The following is a 23,098-nucleotide window of genomic DNA, read 5'->3' as shown; positions in this document are numbered from 1 at the left end:
CCTGGCCGGGGCACCGGCACGGCCGGCGCCCTCAGCGTCCCCCGGCGGAACTCAGAGCAGGGCGGTGGCCTCCTCCAGCGAGAGGCCGCCGCCCTCGGCGTACGCCGCCTCGTACTCCTCGTCACCGAGCAGGGCGCGCACCCCGGTCTCGACCCGTGCCGTGGCCTCCCGCTCCAGCGCGGACGGCCGGTGACCGGGCGGCAGCTGCCGGCCGGCGGCACCCAGCAGCCGGGCGGCGTCCCGGGCGCGGGCACCGCCGTCCAGCTCCGAGAGTGCGACGGCGCCGTTGGTCAGGAAGGCCGAGGGCATCTGCGGCGCCACCATGAGCGACAGCGGGTCGAGGCAGCGGTCGATGGTCTGCCGGGTGATGCGCAGGCCCTCCGCGTAGTTGCCGTCCTGCATCTCCAGCCAGGCATGGATGGCCGCCATCAGCCCGTCGAAGACCACCATCCCCGTGATGCCGAAGCTCTCGCGCAGCAGCCGCATCAGCTCGCGTGCCTCGGCGACCCGGCCGGTGCGGCCCAGCAGCGTGGCGAGGAAGAGCCGCGCCGCCGGTAGCGCGTCGCGCCCCCCGTGGTGGCCGAGGTCGGCCACCCCCCGCAGCAGTTCCTCGCCGCGGTCCTCCTCGCCCAGCTCGATCAGCGCGTTGGCGATCCGCACGTCGAGCACCAGGCTCTGCGAGCGGGCGCCGAGCTGCTCCGTGCGGGACTTCGCCGCCTGGTAGTCCTCGACGGCGCCGGCGAAGTCGCCGATGCGCTCCCGGGCCTCCGCACGCGCGGAGAGCGCCTCGGCCGTGCCCCAGGAGTCGCCGAGATCGGCGAAGACGGCCAGCGCCTCGTCGGCGTCGCGGGAGGCGACGCCGGCCAGGTCGCCGCGGTTGGCCCGCAGGTTGGCCCGCATCTGGAGGGCCATCGCCAGCTCCCACCGGTAGCCGAGATCGCGGCAGGTGCGGACCATCTCGTCGAGCACCTGGTGCAGCTTCTCCACGTCCTTGGTGAGGATCACCGCGTAGAACCAGAGACTGCCGGGCGGGCGGCACACCTGCGGGAGTCCGGGTCGGTACACCTTTCCGATGGCACTCAGCTTCGCCCTCGCCTCGGGCGTCTGCCAGCTCTGCATCTCCATGTCCATACAGGCCATGTGGATCAGGTGCGCCTCGCGCCGGGCCTCCTGGAGGACCTCGCCGGACATCGGCGGCGGGGCGTCGGTGCACCGTTCGGCGACCGGCGGGGCGGGCTCGGCCGGCTCGGCGAACGGGTCGGGCCCGAGGCCGATCACGGCCAGGGACCAGTTCCGGGCCTCGTGCCGCAGGTCCTGTATCTGCCAGTACCAGCAGAGCGACAGCACCAGGCAGAGCGCCTCCTGCTCGTCCCGGGCCGCGACGGTGGTGCGCAGGGCGGTGCGGAGGTTCTCGTAGTCGTCGGTGAGCGCCCGGATCGCGGCCATCTGGCCGGAGCCGCGTAGCAACGGGTCGGTGGTGCGGGCCAGTTCGCGGAAGTGCACGAGGTGGGCGCGCTCGGCGGCGGCCCTGTCGCCCGCCTCCTCCAGGCGCTCCGCGGCGTACTCGGCGACGGTCTCCAGCAGCCGGTAGCGCATGGCCCCGTCCTGCGCGGGGGCCGCCACGACCAGCGACTTGTCGACGAGGGAGCCCAGCGCCTCCAGGGCGTCGGGGCCGCAGACCGCCTCGGCGGCGACCAGGTCGCATCCGCCCGCGAAGACGGCGAGCCGGCGCAGCACGGCGCGCTCGGCCCCGTCCAGCAGGCCCCAGGACCAGTCGACCACCGCGCGCAGGGTCTGCTGGCGGGGCAGCACGGTGCGGGCGCCGCTGGTGAGCAGCTTGAAGCGGTCGTCGAGGCGGTCCGCGATCTGCCGGGGGCTGAGGAGCCTCAGCCGCGCGGCGGCCAGCTCGATCGCCAGCGGCAGGCCGTCCAGGCGGCGGCAGATCTCGGCCACCGCGTCGGGGTCGTCCGCGACCCGGAAGCCGGGCCGCGCCGCCGCGCCCCGCTCCGCCATCAGCCGGACCGCCACCGGCTCCGGCAGCGGCTCCACCGGGAAGAGCCGCTCCCCCGGCACGCCCAGCGGCGCACGGCTGGTGGCGAGCACCGTCAGCCCCGGGCAGCGCTCCAGCAGCTGCGCGACCAGCCGGGCCGCGGCCTCCACGACGTGCTCGCAGTTGTCCAGGATGAGCAGCATCCGGCGCGGGGCGCAGTGCTCGGCGAGCCGCACGAACGCGTCGTCGCCGTGCCGCTCCGAGGCCGCCCGCAGCTCCTCGGCACCGGCGCCGCGGAGCACGGTCTCGCGGGCGCCGAGCGCGGTGACCACGGCCTCCGTCACGGCCTCGGGGTCGGCGGTGTGCTCCACGGGTGCCAGTTCCGCCAGCCAGACGCCGTCCGGGAGGGCGCCGGCGATCCCCTCGGCGGCCTCCTGCGACAGCCGCGTCTTGCCGGCGCCGCCGGGTCCCAGCAGCGTGATCAACCGGGTGCGGCCGAGCTCAGCCCGGATCGCCCCGATGTCCTTTTCGCGGCCGACGAAGGAGGTCAGACGCGCACGGAGGTTGCCGGGACCCGGGGCGGGCGGCAGGCCGGGCCCGGCGCCCGGAGCCGCGGCGGCCGTGGCTCCTGGCGAAGCGGCCGGCTCGTCGCTCCGGGGCGGCGGGACGGGCTCGGGGCCGGTGGCCGCGGGGGCGGTGGGCGGGAGGAGGGCGGAGGCCGCGGCGGGGACGGCGGTGGGGGCCGTGGCTGCGGCGGTCGGCGCCGGAGAGTGAGCCGTCGGAGCCGTTACTCGGGCGCCCGGAGCGTGTGCGGGGGCCGGCACGTGGTCCCGCGGGCCGGCCACCGGCTGGAGCAGTTCGGCGTGGAGTTGCCGGAGCGCGGGGCCCGGGTCGGTGCCCAGGCGGGCGGACAGGGTGCGGCGCACGTCCTCGTAGGCGGCCAGCGCCTCGGCGGGCCGGCCCGCGTCGCGCAGGGCGCGCAGCCTGAGCGCCTGCAACGGCTCGTCGAGCGGGTGCGCGTCGCACAGGGCGGTCAGCTCGGGCAGGGCCTCCTCGGCCCGGCCGAGGGCGAGGGCCGCCGTCAGGCGGGCCCTGCGGGCGTCATGGCGGCGGGTCTCCCAGCGGGACGCCTCGGAGGTGCCCTCGGGCAGGTCGGCCAGCGCGGGTCCGTGCCAGAGCGCGAGGGCGTCGTCGAGCACGGCGGCGGCCTTCCGCGCGTCGCCGTCGGCCAGCGCCCTGGCGCCCTCCGCGGCCAGCCGCTCGAAGCGGTAGGCGTCGACGTCGTCGGGGCTCGCGCAGAGCCGGTAGCCGCCTTCGGCCGAGGCCAGCGCCGTCGCGCCGATCGCCTTGCGCAGCCTGCCCACGAGGGCCTGGAGCGCCCCGGTGGCGTCGGCGGGCGGCCGGTCCCCCGCCCACACCTCGTCCACGAGGACGGACGCGGGCACGGTGCGCCCCGGCCGCAGTGCGAGCACGGTGAGCAGGGCACGCAGGCGCGCCCCGCCGACCGGAGCGGCCGTGCCGTCCGGGTGCAAGGCCTGGGTGGTGCCGAGAATGCGGTAGCGCACGGGCCCATTGTCGCCGGTCCCCGCTGTGGTCTTCGTCACTGCCCTCCCCCTGTCCGTGCCGGACGGCGCCGTCCGCCGCCGCGCCCCGCCCGCCTCGGTCCCGAGACCATCACGGACGGCCCGCGACCGGAAACCGGCACGCCCCCGAGCGCCGCCCGGAACCGTCATCGTGCCGCGGGACGTTTCCGCTACGGCGGGCACCTCGTTCCGCCGCCGGCCGATACCTGTAGCTTCGGACACCGTCCCGACGCCGCGAATCCGCGCCGCCTCTCATGCCCCTCCCCCACTGGAGACCTGCCTCATGACGACCGCCACCACCCGCCGCCCGGGCGAGCGGAGGATCAGCCCCGTCTTCCTCGGCATCGTGGCCGTCATGGCGGTCGCGGGCTGGGCCGCCTGGACGGGCTCCGGCAGCGGCAACGCCGCGGGCGTCGCCGTCTTCGTCTTCGTCACCGCGGCCTGGGTCGTCTCCCTGTGCCTGCACGAGTACGCGCACGCCCGCACCGCCCTGCACAGCGGCGACATCTCCGTCGGCTCCAAGGGCTACCTCACGCTCAACCCCATGAAGTACACCCACGCGGTGCTCAGCATCGTCCTGCCGGTGCTCTTTCTGATCATGGGCGGGATCGGGCTGCCCGGCGGTGCGGTGTTCATCGAGCGGGGCCGGATCCGGGGCCGCTGGCGGCACAGCCTGATCTCGGCCGCGGGCCCGCTGACGAACGTCCTCTTCGCGATCGTCTGCACGGCCCCCTTCTGGCTCGGCGCACTCGACGGCGTGCCGGACACCTTCCGCTACGCCCTCGGCTTCCTCGCCCTGCTCCAGGTGACGGCCGCGATCCTCAACTTCCTCCCGGTGCCCGGCCTGGACGGCTACGGGGTGCTGGAGCCCTGGCTGTCGTACGGGGTGCGCAGGCAGGTGGAGCCGTTCGCGCCGTTCGGGATGCTCGCCGTCTTCGCCCTGCTCTGGATCCCCTCGATCAACGGCGTCTTCTTCGACGCGGTCGACGCCGTGCTGCGGGCGCTGGGCGTCCACCCGTGGGACACCTACTGGGGCCAGCAGCTCTACCGCTTCTGGCAGGGCACGTCGGTCATCCCGCCGCTGAACGGCTGACGCCGCCCCGGCCGCGGGAACGCCTGCGGCAGGAACGCGGGATGACGGGGGATCAGGCCGCCGGCGCGCCGCCGCGGCCGGTCCCCGCCCCGCCGCGGCCGGCCTTCGTGCGCCGCATGTAGTACCAGGCCATGTTCGAGCAGACCCCGGCCAGCAGCACCCAGACCACGCCGATCCAGCTCCCCTTCGCGAAGGAGACCACGGCTGCGGCGACGGCGAGGGCACAGACGACGAGGGCGTAGCGGGCGAGGCGGGGCATGGCGGTGGACTCCTGTCCGGTGCGGGGTCGGGCACGGGATGCCGGGTCCGACCAGTGTCCCCCATGACCCGCCGCCACCCGCCCGCCGGGCCGGTGGCGGCGCGGCGGGGAAGGGTGGCCGTGCACCGGGGTCGCGCGCCTAGACGTCCGTCACGCGCAGGCCCGCGTGGGCCTTGTAACGGCGGTTGACGGAGATCAGGTTGGCGACCAGCGACTCGACCTGGTGGGCGTTGCGCAGCCGCCCGGCGAAGACGCCGCGCATGCCGGGGATCCGGGCCGCCAGTGCCTGCACGAGGTCGGTGTCGGCGCGGGACTCGCCCAGCACCATCACGTCCGTGTCGATGCTCTCCACGGCCGGGTCCTGGAGCAGCACCGCCGAGAGGTGGTGGAAGGCGGCCGTGACGCGCGAGTCGGGCAGCAGGGCGGCGGCCTGCTCGGCGGCGCTGCCCTCTTCGGGGACGATGGCGTAGGCGCCCTTCTTGTCGAAGCCGAGCGGGTTGACGCAGTCCACGACGAGCTTGCCGGCGAGTTCCTCGCGGAGCGATTCGATGGTCTTGGCGTGACCGTCCCACGGGACGGCGACGATCACGATGTCGCTGCGCCGCGCGCACTCGGCGTTCTCCGCGCCCTGTACTCCGGAGCCCAGCTCCTGGGCCGCGGCCGCGGCCCGGTCCGCGGACCGGGATCCGATGATCACCTGCTGCCCGGCGCGCGCCAGCCGGTAGGCGAGTCCGCGACCCTGGTCTCCGGTGCCGCCGAGCACCCCGACCACCAGGCCGGACACGTCGGGCAGGTCCCACGGGTCCTTGGCGGCGGGCTTGGGCGCGGGAGCGTCGGCTGGGGGCGTCGAGGCGTCGGGGGAAGTCATGAGGTGAGCCTAAGCGCTGGCGGGTCGGGTGGCAGCGGGGACCCTCGGCATCCCCGGCCCCTGCCCGTCCCGATTCGTCCACGGGTGCGAGCGGTGCCCGTAACGGGCGACCCGTCCGCCGAACGCCCGCTGTGACGGCGGACACGGCGGCACCCTACGGAGCCATGGATGCCGTACGGGTCGCATTGCCGCGGGAGGCGCGGATCACCTGACGCCGCCGCAGCAGCAGCCCTGGTGACCCGCGCCCGCCGCGACAGGGCGCGAAGACCGTCAGGACTCGTCGCCCCACCGGGGATCCGTGTCCCACTCGCGGTTCCGGTCGGACACCGTCTCAAGGGCCCGAGCGGCCTCCTCGCGCGTGGCATAGGGCCCCAGCCGGTTCTTGGCCGGGCACTCGGGACCCTCCTCCACCTTGTGATGCTTGATGCAGTAGTACCACTCGCCCGGCTTTCCCGTCGGGCGCTTCCTGAACACGGCCATCCCAGGCTCCTCATCCTCGGTCCACCCGTACTCGGCTCGATCCCGCTTCGACGTCACGTCCAGCCGCCATGGTGCCCCCGAACCGCTGGATACACTCGCTGACATGTCTGGCCAGTCACTGCTCGTACCAGGGGAGCTCTCTCCCACCCGTTCCGTCCCGGGAAGCATCCGCCGCCCCGAGTACGTGGGCAAGCCCGCCCCCACGCCGTACACCGGTTCCGAGGTCCAGGACGACGAGACGGTCGAGCTCATGCGGACCGCGAGCCGGATCGCCGCCCGGGCCATGGCGGAGGCCGCCAAGGCCATCGCGCCGGGGGTGACCACCGACGAGCTGGACCGCATCGGTCACGAGTACATGTGCGACCACGGCGCCTACCCGTCCACGCTCGGCTACCGCGGCTTCCCCAAGTCCCTGTGCACGTCGGTCAACGAGGTCATCTGCCACGGCATCCCCGACTCGACGGTGCTGCGGGACGGCGACATCGTGAACCTGGACGTCACGGCGTACATCGGCGGCGTGCACGGCGACACCAACGCGACCTACCTCGTCGGGGACGTCGACGAGCCCTCCCGGCTGCTGGTGGAGCGCACCAGGGAGGCGCTGAGCCGCGCGATCAAGGCGGTCAAGCCCGGCCGGCAGATCAACGTGATCGGCCGCGTCATCGAGTCGTACGCGAAGCGCTTCGGGTACGGGGTGGTGCGGGACTTCACCGGGCACGGCATCAACAGCTCGTTCCACTCCGGGCTGATCATCCCGCACTACGACCACCCCGGCGCGACGACGGTGATACAGCCCGGGATGACCTTCACCATCGAGCCGATGCTGACGCTCGGCACGTACGAGTACGAGACCTGGGACGACGGGTGGACGGTCGTCACCAAGGACCGCGAGCGCACGGCGCAGTTCGAGCACACGCTCGTCGTCACGGGGGCGGGGGCGGAGATCCTTACGCTGCCGTGAGCGCGCGCCCCGCCGGGGGCGCCGGCCCCGGTGCGGCTCCGTCGCATGGGCGGTACCGGTCTCGCGGCGGCTTGTCGCGCCCACGCGGCGGAGCCTCCCCCACTGCCTCAAGAGCGTGGGAGGTACCCCCAGGACACGGCCCCCGCCCCTGATCGGCCCCGCCTTCAAGGGGCGCGGGAACTGCGCGACAAGCCACGACGAGACGGTCGGGTCGTCACCGTCCCGAGGGGGCAGATGCGGTCGCAGCCGGACCACCGGCAGGTGGCTGGTTGCTCGCGCAGTTCCCCGCGCCCCTGTCGGGGCGCGAGGAACCTCGCGTGCATCTGCCGGCCGGGGTGGCCGCTAGGTGATCGTCACCGGCACCGTGCCCGCCGCGCCGTGTCGCTGGGCCCATGCCTCCAGTGCCGTGCGGCAGGCGTGGTCCAGGTGGTGCAGGCCCGACAGGTCGAGGTCGACCGGGCGGTCCGCTGGCAGTGCCTCCAGGCCCTCAAGGAGTTTCGGCAGCCGCAGGAACGTCGCGTTGCCCAGCAGCCGCACCTGGATCGGCCCGGCGCCCTTGTCGGTGACCTCCAGGCGGACCTGCGAGGCCTCCCAGGCCGACTTGGCCACGGCCAGCCCGAGGCCGATGAGCACGCCCTCGAACATGTTCACCATCACGATGGACACCGCGGTGACGGCCAGGATCAGCAGCTCGCCGCGGCGCTCCCGCCACAGGCGCGCCACCTGCCTCAGCGGGATCAGCTTGAACCCGGCGTGCACGAGGACGCCCGCGAGCGCCGGCAGCGGGATCAGGGTGAGCGCCGACGGCAGCAGCACCGCGAACAGCAGCAGCCAGACGCCGTGCAGCACGCGCGAGGCCTTGGTGCGCGCCCCCGCCCGCACGTTGGCCGAGCTGCGGACGATCACCGCGGTCATCGGCAGCGCGCCCAGCAGCCCGCAGACCGTGTTGCCGGCGCCCTGGGCCATCAGTTCGCGGTTGTAGTGGGTGCGCGGCCCGTGGTGCATCCGGTCCACGGCCGCCGCGCTGAACAGGCTCTCCGCCGAGGCGATCAGCGTGAAGGCGAGGACGGTGCCGAGCAGGGCCGGGTCCGCGAACCTGCCGAGGTCGGCGAGGCCGGGCGGCTGCACGGCGTCGAGCAGCTCGCCCACCCGTACCTCGGCCACCGGCAGGCCGAGGGCGAGCGAGGCGACCGTCGCCAGGGCGACGGCGGCCAGCGGACCGGGCACCGCGCGCACCCTGGCGGGCAGCCGGTCCCAGAGCACCAGCACCGCGATGGTGGCCACGCCGAGCAGCAGGGAGGCCGTGGCGGGTGCGGAGCCCACCGCGCCGGCGATCATCCCGGGCAGCCCGAGGATCTTGCCGGGGCCGGAGTCCGGGGCCTTGGCGCCCGTCATGGAGTAGAGCTGCCCGGCGATCAGCACGAGCCCGATGCCGGCGAGCATGCCCTCGACCACCGACACCGAGATCGCCCGGAACCAGCGGCCCCAGCCGAGAGCGCCCAGCAGCAGCTGGAGCAGCCCGGTGGCGAGGACCACGGCGCCGAGCACGGACAGGCCGTGGGAGTGCACGGCCTCGAAGACCAGGACGGTCAGGCCCGCCGCCGGCCCCGACACCTGGAGGCTGCTGCCGGGCAGCAGGCCGGTGACGAGGCCGCCCACGATCCCGGTGATCAGGCCGAGCTCGGCCGGCACCCCGGAGGCGACCGCGACGCCCACGCAGAGCGGCAGGGCCACCAGGAAGACCACCCACGACGCGGCGAAGTCCTGCCGCCAGAACGCGGCGTTCGGCCGGCGCGTCACGGCGCCCCGCCCAGGTCGGCGTCCGGCGTGCGGGCCGGGGCGGTGCGGACGGGGGTCCCGGCCGCGAGCACCGCGGCGGCACGGGGGCGGGGCCGGGGCCCGCGGCGACCTGGCGCGCCGGAGCGGTCCCCGAGGTGGGCGAGGCGGTCTCCGGGCCGGACCCCGTCGGCCGGGCCGGACATGGCCCGAGTGCGGGGCGCCGCCCCGGGCCGGAACGTGGTTCCGGGCCGGCCCGCGGCCCCGGAGTGGAGGGAACGGGCACGCCCGTGTGGGCGTGCGTGAGCGAGGGGTGGCTGCATGGTGTGTGCCTCCAGCGCGCACCGCCGTGCGGCGGGCGCCTCGTTACGGGAGAGACGGGAGAGACGGGAAAGGTGTCGCCAGAGGGCGGACGGGCACACGCGCACGGTGGACCGGGGCGTCGTCGGACCGGTCCTGGCGGGCGGGCACGCCGGCCCGTGTGCGGCCGTGGGCGTCGTGCGGGGCGCCCGGCCGGCAGGGGGCCGTCAGCGGCGGAAGACCTGGAGAAGGGTGGCGCGTTGCGCCGCTGGCGTGCCGCGGGACGGGGCCGTGCGGTGGCGCGGAAGGGGCCGCTGCGCGTCGCCCCCGTGTTCGTCGGCGCCGCGCGCCTGGAAGCCGCGGCCGGGGGCGTGGGGGGCGTCCGAGCCGTCCCGGCGGCGTGCGGGGCTGCCGGTGCGGACGGCGTCGTCCTTGACCAGCTCGCCCTCGGCGCCGGAGCGGCTCGCGCCGCCCCCGGCTCCGCCGCCGCTTCCTCCGCTCGCGGGACCCTGGGTGGTGGTGGCCGTGGCGGCTCCCGCCGTGGCCGCGCCGGTGGCGCAGCCGGCGATCAGCAGCAGTAGCGCGCTCGCCACCGCGAGGAGGACGCGGGCAGCCGCGGTCCTGGCCATGCCGTCATACCCCCGATGTGCGTGCCCGACGATGCGATGGGCGTACCCGACGATGTCCGGTGACGGCGTGGCTCCGCGCTTCCGCGGGCCCTTGCCGGTCGCCCGGCCGCCGCCGCTGCGCACACCTTGCATGACACCAAGTCATCACAACCAGAGGCGCCGTCGCAATCGCGCCACGACCGGCGCCTGGTCCTCACCGTCCCAGGTCAGGGGGCGTGAGACGGCGCGGCACCGGGGCGCTCAAGGACCACCCGTCCGCCCATCTCGATCCACCCTTCGGGCCCCGGCGCCGTGAGGATCTGGGAGCCGCGGCCCTGCCGTATGTTGAGGGCGCGGCCCAGTTCCGCGGTGAGCAGCAGGGCCGCGGTGCCGGTCGCCTCGTGTTCCTCGTAGGCGGTGTCCTCCCCGTGGAGGGCGTCGCCGGCGCGGCCGGCGAAGCCACGGGCGCGTACCAGTCCCGCGGGCTCGTCCTCCCAGGCCCAGGCGTACACCCAGCCGCCGGCTCGTGGGGCGGGCGGGGGCTCCGGGACGGGCAGCGCGTCCACGTCGGCGGCGGACGGGCAGGTGTGCAGCGTGCTCCCCGCGTGCTCCGGGCGCAGGGGCGGCGCCCCGAAGGCCCATTCGGGGCGGGCCTCGATCCAGCTGAACTCGCCGTCGGCCCTGGCGCCGACCACGCCCGCGGAGGTGACGAGTTCGGGCAGATCGAGGAGCCAGGCCGCGCCGACGCAGGGATGGACGGCGAACGGCAGCCGGACGGTGGGGGTGTAGATGTCGATGGTGCCCCGCTCGGGGTCGTCGACGAAGACCGTCTCGCCGAAGCCCAGCCGTGCGGCCATCTCCTGCCGCTCGGCGGGCAGGGACACGGCCGAGCCGTCCCGGACGATCGCGAGGCGGTTGCCGTGGCGGCCGTCGGGCCCGCAGAAGACCCGCAGCACGTCGAGGACGCCGGCGCCGCGGACGGCGTCCAGCAGGCGGTGTTCGCTCACCGGGGCATTGAAGCACCCGTGTGGCACGGCCCTCGCGCCCCGGTCCGCGCTTGCGGGGCCGGCGCGGAGCGTGCGCGCGGGGGCGCCGGCAAGGCTGACCGAATCACGATCGTTTGACCTTCCCATAACCACTCTTTGGGGTGACCTTGACCTGAGGGCGATCCAAGGGCATCCATCCGGCCTTCATGAGAGGTGAATCACTGCACCCCCTGGTGTTACTCAGGTAAGCCTCAGATAACTTAGGTATGCCTCACTATCCGTCCGGATACCGTCCATCGTCGAGCGGTCCGCCGCTGAGCGGTCACCAACCCGCCCCAGGAGCCCGTATGCGAGCCGTCAGAGTCTCCGTCGTCACCGCCGCAACCGCCGCAGTGGCGCTGGCCTGCGCCACGGGATGCACGGCGAAGAGCGATGCCGACAGCGGCAACGCCATCAAGGTCACGGCCGCGGACAGCAGCTGCGACACCTCCGCCAAGCAGGCCCCGGCGGGCCAGGTCACGCTCTCGATCGACAACAAGGGCTCCAAGTCGACCGAGGTGGAGATCCTCTTCCCGGACGACCGGATCGTCTCCGAGAAGGAGAACATAGGCCCCGGCACCCACTACACCCTGACCGCGGAGATCAAGCCCGGCTCGTACGAGATCGCCTGCCGGCCAGGGATGAAGGGCCACGGCGTCCGGCAGAAGTTCACCGTGACCGGCGGCGCCGGCAGCGCCAAGCGCGACCCGCAGGCGGACGGGGCGGTCGCCGCGTACCGCGAGTACGCCCAGGACCAGGCGGACCAGACGCTGCCCAAGGTGAAGGTGTTCACGGACGCGATCAAGCGGGGCGACCTGGAGGCGGCGAAGAAGGCGTACGCGCCCTCGCGCATCGGCTGGGAGCGCACCGAGCCGGTCGCCGAGTCCTTCGGCGACATCGACCCGAAGGTGGACACCCGCGCGGACGGCCTGGAGTCCGGCCAGAAGTGGACCGGCTGGCACCGCCTGGAGAAGGCCCTCTGGCAGGACAAGAAGATCGGCCCCGCCGAGAAGGCGCTCGCCGGCCAGCTGGTGACCGACCTGACGGACTGGCAGCAGCGCGTCGGCAAGGCCGTGATCAGCCCGACCTCGATGGCCAACGGCGCCAAGGAACTCCTCGACGAGGTGGCCACCGGCAAGGTCACCGGCGAGGAGGACCGCTACTCGCACACCGACCTGGTCGACTTCAAGGCCAACGTGGAGGGCGCCCAGAAGGCGTACGAGCTGCTGAAGCCGGTGGCCGCCAAGCACGACGCGGCGCTCACCAAGGAGCTGGACAAGCAGTTCGCGTCGCTGAACGAGCTGCTCGACGGCTACCGGACGGGGGCCCCGGGTTCGTACGCGTACAAGTCGTACGACAAGGTGGGCGAGTCGGACCGCAAGCAGCTGTCCGACTCGGTGAACGCCCTGGCGGAGCCGCTGTCCAAGCTGGCCGCCACGGTCGTCGCCTCGTAGCGTGCGGCGCCGCGTGCCCGCGCCGGCGGGTGGCCGCCCGCCGGCGCCCGCGCGAAGGGCCCCCACACCGAGCAGGAACCGAGTTCATCAGGCAGGAGCCGGCCATGACGGAACATGTCGCGGCAAGCGACGGTGAGCAGGGCGCCGGGGCGGCACACCCCGGCCGGGACGAGACCGCCGGGACCGGGCCGGGGTCCGGGTCGGGGTCCGGGTCGGGCGCCCCCTCGCGGCGCTCCCTGCTCGGCTGGGGCGGCGCGGGCCTCGCCCTGGGGGCCGCGGCGGCGGGCGGTGCCGCGGCGGCGGTGACCTCCGGCGACTCCGGGGGCCGCGGCTCGTCCGAGGCCGCGGCCGTCGCGTTCCACGGGACGCACCAGGCCGGCGTCTCCACCCCCGTCCAGGACCGGCTGCACTTCGCGGCGTTCGACGTGAAGACCGACGACAGGGAAGAGTTCGTCCAGCTGCTCAAGGACTGGACGGCCGCGGCGGCCCGGATGACGGGCGGGCGCACGGTGGGCCACGGGGCGGCCGGCCTGCCCGAGGCGCCCCCGGACGACACCGGGGAGGCGGTCGGGCTCAAGCCGTCCCGGCTCACCCTGACGCTGGGCTTCGGGCCCTCGCTGTTCGAACGGTTCGGCCTCAAGGACCGGCGCCCCGAGGCGCTGGTCGACCTGCCGAAGTTCCCCGGGGACAACCTGGACCCGGCGCGCAGCGGCGGCGACCTGTGCGTCCAGGCCTGCGCGGACGACCCCCAGGTGGCGGTGCACGCGATCCGCAACCTCGCGAGGATCGGCTTCGGCACGGTGGCGATCCGCTGGTCCCAGCTCGGCTTCGGCAAGACCTCCTCGACGACGCCCGGGGCGCAGACCCCGCGCAACCTGATGGGCTTCAAGGACGGCACCCGCAACATCGCGAGCGACGAGACCAAGCGGCTCGACGAGCACGTCTGGGTGGGCGCCAAGGACGGCACGGACTGGATGGCCGGCGGCTCCTACCTGGTGGCGCGCCGGATCCGGATGAACATCGAGACCTGGGACCGCACCTCGCTCCAGGAGCAGGAGGACGTCTTCGGCCGGGACAAGCGCGAGGGCGCCCCGGTGGGCAAGCCCAAGGAGCACGACGAACCGTTCCTGCCGGCGATGAAGCCCACCGCGCACGTACGGCTCGCGCACCCGGACTCCAACAACGGGGCGACGATCCTGCGCCGCGGCTACTCCTTCACGGACGGCACCGACGGCCTGGGCCGGCTGGAGGCGGGCCTGTTCTTCCTCGCCTACCAGCGGGACGTGCGCAAGGGCTTCATCACGGTGCAGCGGCACCTGGCGCGGCAGGACGCGCTGAACGAGTACATCCAGCATGTCGGCTCCGCCGTCTTCGCGATCCCGCCGGGCGTGCGGGACGCCGGGGACTGGTGGGGCAGCACGCTGTTCGGCAACGCCGGCAACTGAGCGACTGAGGGGACGTGCCATGTTCGGCAACTATCTGATCGGCCTGCGGGAGGGCCTGGAGGCCAGCCTCGTCGTCTGCATCCTCATCGCGTACCTGGTCAAGACCGGGCGCCGGGACGCCCTGCGACCGGTGTGGACCGGCATCGCGGCGGCCATCCTGCTGGCGCTCGGCTTCGGATGCGCGCTGACGTTCGGCTCCCAGGAGCTGACGTTCGAGGCGCAGGAGGGCCTGGGCGGCTCGCTGTCGATCGTCGCGGTCGGCCTGGTGACCTGGATGGTCTTCTGGATGCGCCGCACCGCCCGGCACCTGCGCGCGGAGCTGCACGGCAAGCTGGACAGCGCGCTCCAGATGGGCACCGCGGCCCTGGTCGTCACCGCCTTCCTCGCGGTGGGCCGGGAGGGCCTGGAGACGGCGCTGTTCGTCTGGGCGTCGGTGCGCGCCTCCAGCGACGGCACGCACGGCCCGCTGATCGGCGTGGTGCTCGGCCTGCTGACCGCCGTCCTGCTCGGCTGGCTGTTCTACCGGGGCGCGATCCGCATCAACCTCGCCAAGTTCTTCACCTGGACCGGCGGCATGCTGGTGATCGTGGCGGCCGGCGTGCTGGCCTACGGTTTCCACGACCTCCAGGAGGCGAACGTCCTCCCCGGCCTGAACAGCCTGGCCTTCGACATCAGCGGCACCGTCCCGCCGGACAGCTGGTACGGCACGCTGCTGAAGGGCGTGTTCAACTTCCAGCCGGACCCGACGGTCCTTCAGGCCTGGATCTGGCTGGTGTATCTGGTCCCCACACTCGCGGTGTTCCTCAGCCCGGTAGGGTTCGGGCCCGGGAAGGGCGAGGTGAAGGGTTCCGATGCACACTCTGCGGGCGCCGGCGAGGCGCGGGTTGCGGCTGGTGAAGCGGCCGGCGATGGCGGCGGCGCTGGGACTGGCGCTGTGGACGACGACCGGGTGCGTGACGGTGCACGGGGAGCGGGAGGTCATTCCGTCCGCGACCAGGGCTGACGCGAGCGGCGCCCTGAAGGCGTTCGTGACGGCCTACAACAAGGCCGACAAGGCCTACGACCCGGCTCTCGACGCGGACCGCGTCACGGGCGCGCTGGGCGCCATCAACCAGGCCGGGCTGAAGGCCAAGCACGTCAACAACCCCCAGGGCAACCCGGACCACACCGACCTGGAGCTCACCGACCCCCACTACACCATCCCGAAGATGGCGGGCTGGCCGAAGTTCTTCGTGGTGGAGGCGGACACCAACGGCGACCAGGACGGCGACCCCGCGCAGGACTCCAGCTGGCTGCTGGTCTTCACCCGCAGCGGCCCGCACGCGCTCTGGCAGGCGTCCTACCTGACCGTCCTCGCGCCCTCCCGCGTCCCCGAGTTCGCCGTCGGCAAGGACGGCCTGGCCGAGGCCGTGAAGAGCGACGCCCCGGACCTCGCGACGGCACCCGGGCAGCTCAGCAAGGCCTACACGACCTACCTCCAGCAGGGCGGCGACGGCTTCGCGCCCGGCGCCCAGACCAGCGGTTGGCGCGCCCAGCGCGAGAAGGACGCCAGCCGTCCCGGCGTGTCACGCCAGTACATCGACCAGCCGGTGGCGGACGGGGACTTCGCCCCGGTCGGGCTGCGCACCAAGGACGGGGGCGCGGTGATCTTCTTCGCCAGCCGCCACTACGAGAAGGAGACCGCCGCCAAGACCCTGACCCTGAACGTCCCTCCGGACGTGAAGGCCCTCACGACGGGCGACGTCAAGCAGTCCATCACCCTGGAGCGGATCTCCAACCAGATGGTGCTCGACCCGAAGAAGGGCGGGGACGCGCAGATCCGGATCCTCAGCCGGATCCAGGGCCTGACGGCGGCAAAGGGCGAGTAGCGGTTCCAGCGCACCAAGCGGCTCCCGGCGCCCTATAGGGGCGCGGGGATGGGGGTACCCCCACGCCCTCGAGGCAGTGGGGGAGCGAGCAACGAATCACGACCGGGTGATCCCGAGACCACGGAAAGGCCCCCTTGGGAGGGCGCCGGACCGCAAGTCCGCACAGGGGCGCGGGGAACTGCGCGAACAACCACCCACGACCGTACGTTCCCAAGACGATGGACAGCCCACGCATGGAGGGGTGCCGGACCGCAGGTCCGGCAGGGAAAGGGCCGACCGCAGGTCCGAGGCGAGATGGCCAACCGCGACCACGTTCCGGCTGACCGCACCGGAACACCCTCTAGCCCCTCAAGGGCCACCCCACCGACATCGGGTCCCCCGAGAACCGCGCCGCCTCGTCGGTCAACACCTCAAGCAGCGAGAGCGGATCGGGCAGCGGATGCTCGGGCCCCCGCACCCAGCCGACGGAGTTCCCCTCGGGCAGCCGGGCCGGCGGCACGAGCACGTACGAGCCGCGGCAGTGCCAGCGCAGCCCCGGATGCTCGTCCGCGGTCTCGGGGTGGCAGTCGAGCTCGCACGGCCACCACTCGTCCTCGTCCTCGGGCGTGCCGCGGGTCAGGGTGAAGAACAGCATCCGCCCGTCCCCGGAGTCCGCGACCGGGCCCACCTCGACCCCGGCGCCGAGCAGCCGGTCCAGCGCCGCGCGGCCGGCCTCCACCGGGACGTCGAGGACGTCGTGGACCATGCCGGTGGCGGTGATGAAATTGGCCTCCGGCTGGCTCTCGATCCACCGCTCGACCTGCGCCAGGTCCATCGTGGACTGGGTCTGCCAGGCGAACGAGACGGGGTGCCGGGCGGGCGTCGGGCATCCGACGCGGTCGCAGGAACACCGGTAGCCGTAGGGATGGGCGGCGGGCGCGAGCGGCAGGCCGGCCCCGGCGGCGGCGAGCAGCAGGGCGGCGCGTCCGACGTCGTCCCCGGTGTCCTTGGGGCGGCGCCGCAACCACTGGGAGATCCTGCCCTGCCCGCCGGACCTGCGGCCGAACTCAGCGCCCATGTATCCCCTCGCTCACCCTCTTGCCGGCCGGCGCCCGCCGCCCTCGTGCGCACGGACGTGCCGGCAGGTTCCTCTTCATCGTCCCATCATCCTGCGCCGCGCGTGGCCCAAGCCCGCATCCGGGGTGCGGTCGGCCCCGGCCGGGCGGGTCACCGGGGCACCAGCCCGTACAGTGCGTAGTCGACGAGGGTGTCGGCGTAGTCGTGGGTGAGCGGTCCGGTGTGCTGCAGCCAGCGCTGGGCGAGCGGCGAGACGAACAGCTCCAGGGCGATCCTCGGGTCCAGGTCGGGGCGTACGTCGCCGGCCTCCCGGGCGGCCTCCAGCCGCTGCACATGGCGTTGCAGCTGCGGTTCGAGCACGCGGGCGACGAGGGCCCGGCCGAGCTGCTCGTTGACGAGGCCCTCGGCGGCCAGGGCGCGCGCCGGCGGCTCGAAGCGCGGGTCGAGCAGCCCGTCCACGGTGGCCCGCAGCACGGTCTTCAGGTCCGCCGCGAGATCGCCGGTGTCCGGCAGGGGGCCGGACCCCTGCCCGGCTTCCCCCGCCTCCTCGGCGGCCTGCGCGCCGAACTCCACGAACGCCTCGAAGAGCACCTCCGCCTTCGACGACCACCACCGGTAGATGGTCTGCTTGCCCACCCCGGCGCGGGCGGCGATGCCCTCGATGGTGGTCCTGGCATAGCCGAGCTCGGCGACGAGCGAGAGGGCGGCGGCGTGGATGGCGCGCCGGGACCGCTCGCTGCGGCGCGCGGCATCGGGCTCGCCGCGGCGCCCGGCGTCGGAGGCGGGCGCGTGGGCGAGCGCGGGAGCGGGGGCTGACGTGCCGGTGGCGGGCTCTTTCGGGGCGGAGGCCATACGGCGAATCTACAGCGGACGAGCCGAGACGGTCCGTCTCCGGGCGTGCGGTACGGGGCGTGCGCGGGAGACGGCCGGGGGCACGCGGGGAGACGACTGAGGGGCGCGCCGGAAGACGGGCCGGGGGCACGCGGGGAGGCGGCTGGAGGGCACGCGGGGAGGCGGTTGGAGGGCACGCGGGAAGACGGCTGGGGGTACGCCGTGGAGGCGCGCGCACGCCCACGGTCCCACCGGTCTCAGGCGGCGTCCCGCCCGTCGAGTGCCCGGCGGGCCGCACCGAGCACGGCGGGCGCCCGGGCGCGGCCGGCGAGCTGCTCGCCCAGCAGGTCGACGGCCGCGGGCACCAGGCCCGCGGGCGCCCCGCGAGCGGCGAGGATGTCCACCAGCCAGGCGGTGAACTCCGTGAACACGGGGTCGTCGCCGGTGTAGACCGCGGCGGCCAGGAAGTCGACGGTACGGGCGACGTCCTCGGCCAGGGACTGCTGCTGCGGGGAACCGGTGCGCTCGCCCAGGGCGGGGAAGCGGTCCCGCAGGCCGCCGAGGGTCCGGCGCACGAGGTCCGCGCGGTCCCGGACGAGCAGGGCGTGCTCCCGGCGGGCGGCCTCCGGCAGGTCGTCGACGGGCCGGTGGGCGTCGAGCGGGTGCAGCCGCGGCGGTCCCCCGGCCAGCCGGTCCGCCGCGGCCCGCGCGTCGGGCGCCCAGACGTCGGCACCGAGCAGCCGCGCGAAGCGTCCGTCGGCCCCGAACCCTGCACCGCCGGCCAGCACCGGGACGCCGGCGGCCTGGCAGCCGACGACGGTGGCGTGGGCGGTGGGCAGCCGCACGGGCAGGGAGGAGGAGAGGGCGACGGCGTCGGGGCCGGTGCGGTGCAGATGGTCGAGGAGGTGCCGCACGGGAACCTGGCTCCCGATGTCGTCGACGTGCCAGCCGCGCAGCCGCAGCACCTCGGCCAGCAGCCGGGCGGGCAGCGCGTGCCACTCGCCGTCCACGCAGGTGACCGTGATCCGGCCGCGCCGCTCCTCCGGGACGGCTGCCGCCGGGTGGGCGGCGACGGCGCTGACCACGTGGTCGTCGATCGCGGTCGCCGCGTGCTCCTGCGCCACCGTCATCCGGTTGGCGGCCCACTCGGCGCCGATCGTGCGCTGGACGGCGGCCACCACGTCCAGCAGCACGTCCTCCGCGGATGCTCCGCCGTCCAGGGCCGTCAGGGCGGCTCCGCGCGCGGCACGCTCGTCGCCGTGCCGCACCGCGTGCCACAGCGCCTCGCGCGCGGCGGCCAGCTCCCCCGCGGGACCTTCCACGGCGCTCACCCGCCGCTCGCCTCCGACCGGGGCGCGGCCGTGCCGGCCCCGGCCCCGGCCGCGCAGGCGGGGAGCGGGGGCGCCGTGACGGCGAGGACGGCCATGTCGTCGTGCCGGCTCTCGCCGACCCACTCGGCGGCCAGCATCTGGATGTGCTCGACGACGGCCTCGGCGGGCATCCCGGCACAGGCGCCGAGCCCGGCGGCCAGCCGCTCGCTGCCGAACATGGCGCCCCCGAGCGGGCCGCCCCGTGCCTCGGTGATGCCGTCGCTGAAGAGCAGGCAGGTCTCCCCCGGCGCCAGGTCGACCTCGTCCGGTTCGGCCTCGATGTCGTCGAGGACCCCGATCAGGGTGCCCCGCGTCCGGGTCTCCCGCACGGCGCCGTCCGCCCATACCACCAGTGGCGGAGGGTGGCCGCCGCTGGTCAGCCGCAGGTGCACGCGCCGGCCGCGGCGGGCCACCGAGGCCAGGACGAGCGTGGCGAAGGAGGTGTCCGGGGTGCCGAGCAGGGTGCGGTTGATGGTGCGCAGCATGCGCATGTGGTCGCCTGCCATCGGCAGCAGGGCCTCCACGGTGGTCCGGATCCTGCTGGTGAGGACGGCGGCGTCCAGGCCCTTGCCGCAGACGTCGCCGAGCACGGCGAGCGTCTCGCTGCCCGCCCCGCTTCCGGGATGCACGTCGTAGAAGTCGCCGCCGACGCGTTCGGTCCGGTGCGCGGCGCGGTAGCCGCCCGCGAAGTCCACGCCCCGGACCGGGCCGAGCCGCGGCGGCAGGATCTCGCGCATCAGCGTGCTGGTCACCGCGGCCTGCTCGGCGTAGGCACCGGCCACGGCGAGCGCGGCGCCGGCGCGGGCCGCGAACAGCCCGACGAGCGTCGTCTCCTCCTCCGTGAAGGGCGGCCGGTCCGCCCGGCGCAGCAGGAGCAGGGCGCCCGCGGTGCCGCCGTGCCCGGGCATGGGCGTGAGCAGGGCGGGACCCGCGGGGCCCGGGAATCCGGGCGGTACGGCCCACCCGGGCAGGGCCGCGTCATCGATCCGGCGGGCGGGCGCCGGCGGGAAGGCGGACAGCGCCTCGCTCAGGCCGGGTACCTGGTCCGCCGGCGCCCCGGTCTCGTCGCGGCGCGCGGCCCGCCCCGCGCTGCCGTACGCCAGCAGCAGGCTCCGGCCGCCGGAGGCGATCACCACGGCGGCATCGGCGAGGTGGTCGGCGGCGAGCTGCGCGGTGACCTCCATGCAGCGGTCGGCATTCAGGACGGTGGCCAGGGCCTGCGACGAACAGGCGAGGAACGCGGTGCGGTCCCGCTCGCGGCGCAGGGCGCGCTCGGAGCGTTCCAGGGCCTCCTCGGCGCGGTGCCGGGCGGTGTCGTCCAGCAGCCACCAGACCGTGCCCCCGTCGCCGGCCGGGGCGGGGCGGGCCTCGAAGAACCGGCCGGCCAGTTCTCCCCGGGCGGCGGGGTCGGCGATGAGCACGGCGGGGGCGGTCCGGGCGGGGTCGGCCGTTTCCGACGTGCTCCGCAGGGCGTGGTGTGCCACGGCCAGCCACCTGGGCGCGATCGCGTCGAGTCGCACGCCGGGAACCGCGTCCGGCATCAGACGGGCGGCTGCCGCGTTCAGCGCGGTGACGGTGCCGGAGGCGGCGACGACCAGGGCGGGGCAGGGCGCCGACTCCCACGCGGACGCAGGGCGGCCGCCGCTCGTGCCGCTCGGGTGCGGGTGGAGGGGAGAGCGCATGGCGGTGTCCCACTGGCCGGGGCGCCGACGAGGAGTTCTATCGGCTTTGTCCTATTTTAACCGTGCGGGGCTCCCGGTTTTAACCGTGCGGGGCTCCCGGCTCCCTCCCCGCGGTGAACCTCCGGGATCAGCACCAGAGCGACGATCGCGGATATGTCTGTCATCCGTTCGGCAGACCCACCTGCGCATCAGCGCTCCGCGCCCCACCATGGTCCTCACACGTCCCTGCGGTACATGAGGAGCTCTCGTTGAGCCGACCGCCCCGGCGCGCCACACCCCGGCGCTATCTGATGTGCCCACCGGCACACTTCAAGGTCACCTACTCCATCAACCCCTGGATGGATCCGGCGAAGCCGGTCGACGTCCCGCTCGCGCTCACCCAGTGGGGGGACCTGCGCGACCGCTACCTCTCCCTCGGCCACACCGTGGAGGTGCTGGAGCCCGTCCCCGGCCTGCCCGACATGGTCTTCGCGGCGAACGGCGCGACCGTCGTGGACGGCCGGGTGCTCGGCGCCCGGTTCGCCTTCCGGCAGCGCAGCCTGGAGGCGGCGGCGCACCTGGCGTGGTTCCGGGCGCACGGGTACGCGGAGGTCCGCGAGCCGGAGCACATCAACGAGGGCGAGGGCGACTTCGCCGTGACCGCCTCCTACCTCCTCGCGGGGCGCGGCTTCAGGGCGAGCCCGCTCTCCCACGGCGAGGCACAGGAGTTCTTCGGCCGGCCGGTGATCGGGCTCGACCTGATCGACCCGCGCTACTACCACCTCGACACCGCGCTCGCCGTACTCGACGAGGCGGCCGACGAGATCATGTACTACCCCGGGGCCTTCTCGGCGGGCAGCCGGGAGGTGCTGCGCCGGCTCTTCCCCGACGCGCTCGTGGCGTCGGACGCGGACGCCGCCGCGCTCGGTCTCAACGCTGTCTCGGACGGGCTGCACGTGCTGCTTCCGCAGGCCGCGGTAGGGCTCGCGGAGGCGTTGCGGGAGCGGGGGTATCTCCCTGTCGGGGTCGACCTGAGCGAGTTGCTGAAGGGTGGGGGCAGCGTGAAGTGCTGCACCCTGGAGTTGCGCCCTGACGGGTGCGGTTGGCCGGGGGTGCGGCCCTAGCCTCTCGCCACCTGGCGGTGGCCTTGCGGCTCTCCACGGTTGCTTTCGGCCGGTGGCCACCCTGGGGTTCGTCGTGGTTGCTCGCTCCCCCACTGCCTTCAGGGCGTGGGAGGTACCCCCATCCCCGCGCCCCTGGGGTCCGCCGTGGTGCACCCAGCCGTAAGCGGACTCCACACACCGTGGTGGCCCTGCCACCTGCCGGTGGCCACCCTGGCGGTTCGTCGTGGTTACTCGCGCAGTTCCCGCGCCCCTGGGGTCCGCCGTGGTGCACCCCAGCCGTAAGCGGACCCCACAGCGCTTGGGCGGCCCGGCTACGTGGTCTCCGGTGGCTCCCACGCATCCCCCCACGACGCGTCCCGCGCGGCGCGGTAAGCGGGGCCCTGCCGTTTGGTGACCGTCGTTCTGGTCAGGGTGCCGTCCTCGGTGCACAGGTCCAGGAGTACGTGGCCCTTGCGGATCTGCGGCCTGCGCAGCACCCGGGCCGGGGCCGGGGTGGGTGCGAGTGGTGGCCGTACCGCCGCGACGAAGCTGAACTTCTCGTCCTCGTACGGCAGCGAGCCGCCCTTGACCTGCCGGTGCAGGGCCGACCTGCTGACCCGCACCGAGAAGTGGCACCAGTCGGTGCCGGGGGCGATGGGGCAGTCTGCGCCGTGCGGGCAGGGTGCCGCGACGCGCATGCCGGCTCGGATCAGCCCCTCCCGCGCGGCGAGCACCCGTTCGTAGCCGTCCGGAGTGCCCGGCTCCACGACCACCACCGCCTGCCCGGCTCCGGCAGCGGCGGTCACGGCGGCGTCGCGGTCCCGCTCGGTCAGCTCGCCCAGTACGTAGGAGAGCGTGACCAGGCCCGCGGCGGGCAGCGGAGCCGTGCCGCCGAGGCGGGCGCGGCGCCAGTCGGCGGACGTCAGGTGCGGGTGGGCGGCCGCCAGCTCGCGGCCCAGGGCGAGGGCGGGCTCCGCCCAGTCGAGCACGGTGACGGGCCGCGCGGCGCCCCACGTGTCGTTCGCCGCCCAGATCGCGGCGCCGGTGCCGCCGCCGAGGTCGAGGTGGCTGTCCGGGGCCCAGTCTCCGGGCAGTGCGGAGGCGAGAGCGCCGAGCGCGGCACGGGCCGCGGCGGAGGTGGCCGGCATGCGGTAGGCGGCGTAGGCGACGACGTCCGCACGGTCACGGAGCACCGGGGCGCCGGTCGGGGTCTGACCCCGGTACTGGGCGATCAGCCGCCCGACGGCCGCCGCGGCACTGCGCGGCGCGAGGCCGTCGAGGGCACCGTCCAATGCGACCCGCAGCCCGTCGTCGACCGTGTTCGCGTTCATCGGCCGCATTCTACGGGCGCGGCCCGCGGCACCCCG

At 74.6% G+C, this 23,098-nt stretch carries 20 protein-coding genes; 7 read left to right on the top strand and 13 right to left on the bottom strand.

Going from position 1 to position 23,098, the window contains the following annotated elements; all coding sequences use genetic code 11:
* Positions 1-51: 51 nt before the first annotated feature.
* The gene (locus Sm713_RS17635) at positions 52-3,555 is read right to left on the bottom strand and encodes a BTAD domain-containing putative transcriptional regulator (protein WP_249416347.1); all 3,504 of its coding nucleotides are present in this window, start codon (positions 3,553-3,555) and stop codon (positions 52-54) included.
* Positions 3,556-3,856: 301 nt separating this feature from the next.
* Between Sm713_RS17635 and Sm713_RS17630 the strand changes: the two genes are divergently transcribed.
* The gene (locus Sm713_RS17630) at positions 3,857-4,666 is read left to right on the top strand and encodes a site-2 protease family protein (RefSeq protein WP_212910556.1); all 810 of its coding nucleotides are present in this window, start codon (positions 3,857-3,859) and stop codon (positions 4,664-4,666) included.
* A gap of 52 nt (positions 4,667-4,718) precedes the next feature.
* Here the strand turns inward: Sm713_RS17630 and Sm713_RS17625 are convergent, their stop codons facing one another.
* From Sm713_RS17625 to Sm713_RS17615, 3 genes are all read right to left on the bottom strand, one after another.
* On the bottom strand, positions 4,719-4,925 hold the full coding sequence (locus Sm713_RS17625) for a hypothetical protein (protein ID WP_212910555.1): 207 nt from the start codon (positions 4,923-4,925) through the stop codon (positions 4,719-4,721).
* A gap of 139 nt (positions 4,926-5,064) precedes the next feature.
* The gene (gene npdG, locus Sm713_RS17620) at positions 5,065-5,793 is read right to left on the bottom strand and encodes an NADPH-dependent F420 reductase (RefSeq protein ID WP_212910554.1); all 729 of its coding nucleotides are present in this window, start codon (positions 5,791-5,793) and stop codon (positions 5,065-5,067) included.
* 270 nt (positions 5,794-6,063) lie between these two features.
* Positions 6,064-6,273: a hypothetical protein gene (locus tag Sm713_RS17615; RefSeq protein WP_212910553.1), complete on the bottom strand. Its 210-nt coding sequence runs from the start codon at positions 6,271-6,273 to the stop codon at positions 6,064-6,066.
* A gap of 103 nt (positions 6,274-6,376) precedes the next feature.
* Here Sm713_RS17615 and map point away from each other — a divergent pair, with 103 nt between their 5' ends.
* Positions 6,377-7,234 (top strand): type I methionyl aminopeptidase, encoded by an 858-nt coding sequence (map, locus tag Sm713_RS17610; protein ID WP_212910552.1) that lies wholly within the window; start codon positions 6,377-6,379, stop codon positions 7,232-7,234.
* A 342-nt stretch (positions 7,235-7,576) separates the two neighbouring features.
* On the opposite strand, the gene Sm713_RS17605 is transcribed toward map, so the two are convergent.
* From Sm713_RS17605 to Sm713_RS17590, 4 genes are all read right to left on the bottom strand, one after another.
* Entirely contained in the window at positions 7,577-9,034 is a 1,458-nt protein-coding gene (locus tag Sm713_RS17605; protein ID WP_212910551.1) for a SulP family inorganic anion transporter, read from the bottom strand.
* The gene (locus Sm713_RS17600) at positions 9,031-9,216 is read right to left on the bottom strand and encodes a hypothetical protein (protein WP_212910550.1); all 186 of its coding nucleotides are present in this window, start codon (positions 9,214-9,216) and stop codon (positions 9,031-9,033) included. Before Sm713_RS17600 ends, Sm713_RS17605 begins: the two co-directional genes overlap by 4 nt.
* A 321-nt stretch (positions 9,217-9,537) precedes the next feature.
* Positions 9,538-10,071 carry a hypothetical protein gene (locus Sm713_RS17595; protein ID WP_212910549.1) on the bottom strand — a complete coding sequence of 178 codons (534 nt, stop codon included), beginning with the start codon at positions 10,069-10,071 and terminating at the stop codon, positions 9,538-9,540.
* A gap of 74 nt (positions 10,072-10,145) precedes the next feature.
* Entirely contained in the window at positions 10,146-10,925 is a 780-nt protein-coding gene (locus Sm713_RS17590) for a PhzF family phenazine biosynthesis protein (protein ID WP_249416346.1), read from the bottom strand.
* A 326-nt stretch (positions 10,926-11,251) separates the two neighbouring features.
* On the opposite strand from Sm713_RS17590, the gene efeO reads away from it, so the two are divergent.
* The 4 genes from efeO to Sm713_RS17570 all read left to right on the top strand — a co-directional run bounded on the left by efeO (position 11,252) and on the right by Sm713_RS17570 (position 15,710).
* A complete protein-coding gene (gene efeO, locus Sm713_RS17585) occupies positions 11,252-12,397 on the top strand; it encodes an iron uptake system protein EfeO (RefSeq protein WP_212910547.1) in 1,146 nt (381 codons plus the stop codon).
* 104 nt (positions 12,398-12,501) lie between these two features.
* Positions 12,502-13,842 (top strand): iron uptake transporter deferrochelatase/peroxidase subunit, encoded by a 1,341-nt coding sequence (efeB, locus tag Sm713_RS17580; RefSeq protein ID WP_212910546.1) that lies wholly within the window; start codon positions 12,502-12,504, stop codon positions 13,840-13,842.
* A 19-nt stretch (positions 13,843-13,861) separates the two neighbouring features.
* Entirely contained in the window at positions 13,862-14,845 is a 984-nt protein-coding gene (gene efeU / locus Sm713_RS17575; protein WP_212910545.1) for an iron uptake transporter permease EfeU, read from the top strand.
* Complete coding sequence (locus tag Sm713_RS17570) at positions 14,796-15,710, top strand: hypothetical protein (protein ID WP_308293168.1); 915 nt, start codon at positions 14,796-14,798, stop codon at positions 15,708-15,710. The genes efeU and Sm713_RS17570 overlap by 50 nt, the downstream gene beginning before the upstream one ends.
* 340 nt (positions 15,711-16,050) lie before the next feature.
* On the opposite strand, the gene Sm713_RS17565 is transcribed toward Sm713_RS17570, so the two are convergent.
* The 4 genes from Sm713_RS17565 to Sm713_RS17550 form a co-directional block, all read right to left on the bottom strand.
* A complete protein-coding gene (locus Sm713_RS17565; RefSeq protein ID WP_212910543.1) occupies positions 16,051-16,767 on the bottom strand; it encodes a bifunctional DNA primase/polymerase in 717 nt (238 codons plus the stop codon).
* Positions 16,768-16,916: 149 nt separating this feature from the next.
* Positions 16,917-17,618 (bottom strand): TetR/AcrR family transcriptional regulator, encoded by a 702-nt coding sequence (locus Sm713_RS17560; RefSeq protein WP_212910542.1) that lies wholly within the window; start codon positions 17,616-17,618, stop codon positions 16,917-16,919.
* A 236-nt stretch (positions 17,619-17,854) separates the two neighbouring features.
* Positions 17,855-18,928: a B12-binding domain-containing protein gene (locus tag Sm713_RS17555; RefSeq protein ID WP_212910541.1), complete on the bottom strand. Its 1,074-nt coding sequence runs from the start codon at positions 18,926-18,928 to the stop codon at positions 17,855-17,857.
* The gene (locus Sm713_RS17550) at positions 18,925-20,649 is read right to left on the bottom strand and encodes a PP2C family protein-serine/threonine phosphatase (RefSeq protein WP_212910540.1); all 1,725 of its coding nucleotides are present in this window, start codon (positions 20,647-20,649) and stop codon (positions 18,925-18,927) included. The genes Sm713_RS17555 and Sm713_RS17550 overlap by 4 nt, the downstream gene beginning before the upstream one ends.
* Positions 20,650-20,897: 248 nt before the next feature.
* On the opposite strand from Sm713_RS17550, the gene ddaH reads away from it, so the two are divergent.
* Positions 20,898-21,752 (top strand): dimethylargininase, encoded by an 855-nt coding sequence (gene ddaH / locus Sm713_RS17545; RefSeq protein ID WP_374195997.1) that lies wholly within the window; start codon positions 20,898-20,900, stop codon positions 21,750-21,752.
* Between the two features lie 311 nt (positions 21,753-22,063).
* Here ddaH and Sm713_RS17540 read toward each other — a convergent pair whose 3' ends face one another.
* Positions 22,064-23,062, bottom strand: a complete 999-nt coding sequence (locus Sm713_RS17540) for a small ribosomal subunit Rsm22 family protein (protein WP_212910539.1) — start codon at positions 23,060-23,062, stop codon at positions 22,064-22,066.
* Positions 23,063-23,098: the final 36 nt, after the last annotated feature.

The organism is Streptomyces sp. TS71-3, assembly GCF_018327685.1.
GTDB lineage: Bacteria > Actinomycetota > Actinomycetes > Streptomycetales > Streptomycetaceae > Streptomyces.
The sequence above is the reverse complement of the archived record's forward strand: the minus strand, read 5'-3'. Positions and strand labels throughout refer to the sequence as shown.

Bases quoted from the DNA above. Each gene is read 5' to 3' on its own strand.
- efeB (WP_212910546.1), top strand. From the start codon at position 12,502: ATGACGGAACATGTCGCGGCAAGCGACGGTGAGCAGGGCGCCGGGGCG.
- Sm713_RS17560 (WP_212910542.1), bottom strand. From the start codon at position 17,618: ATGGCCTCCGCCCCGAAAGAGCCCGCCACCGGCACGTCAGCCCCCGCT.
- Sm713_RS17540 (WP_212910539.1), bottom strand. From the start codon at position 23,062: ATGAACGCGAACACGGTCGACGACGGGCTGCGGGTCGCATTGGACGGT.
- Sm713_RS17600 (WP_212910550.1), bottom strand. From the start codon at position 9,216: ATGTCCGGCCCGGCCGACGGGGTCCGGCCCGGAGACCGCCTCGCCCAC.
- Sm713_RS17630 (WP_212910556.1), top strand. From the start codon at position 3,857: ATGACGACCGCCACCACCCGCCGCCCGGGCGAGCGGAGGATCAGCCCC.
- efeU (WP_212910545.1), top strand. From the start codon at position 13,862: ATGTTCGGCAACTATCTGATCGGCCTGCGGGAGGGCCTGGAGGCCAGC.
- Sm713_RS17625 (WP_212910555.1), bottom strand. From the start codon at position 4,925: ATGCCCCGCCTCGCCCGCTACGCCCTCGTCGTCTGTGCCCTCGCCGTC.
- Sm713_RS17550 (WP_212910540.1), bottom strand. From the start codon at position 20,649: ATGCGCTCTCCCCTCCACCCGCACCCGAGCGGCACGAGCGGCGGCCGC.
- map (WP_212910552.1), top strand. From the start codon at position 6,377: ATGTCTGGCCAGTCACTGCTCGTACCAGGGGAGCTCTCTCCCACCCGT.
- efeO (WP_212910547.1), top strand. From the start codon at position 11,252: ATGCGAGCCGTCAGAGTCTCCGTCGTCACCGCCGCAACCGCCGCAGTG.
- Sm713_RS17615 (WP_212910553.1), bottom strand. From the start codon at position 6,273: ATGGCCGTGTTCAGGAAGCGCCCGACGGGAAAGCCGGGCGAGTGGTAC.
- npdG (WP_212910554.1), bottom strand. From the start codon at position 5,793: ATGACTTCCCCCGACGCCTCGACGCCCCCAGCCGACGCTCCCGCGCCC.
- Sm713_RS17565 (WP_212910543.1), bottom strand. From the start codon at position 16,767: ATGGGCGCTGAGTTCGGCCGCAGGTCCGGCGGGCAGGGCAGGATCTCC.
- Sm713_RS17595 (WP_212910549.1), bottom strand. From the start codon at position 10,071: ATGCAAGGTGTGCGCAGCGGCGGCGGCCGGGCGACCGGCAAGGGCCCG.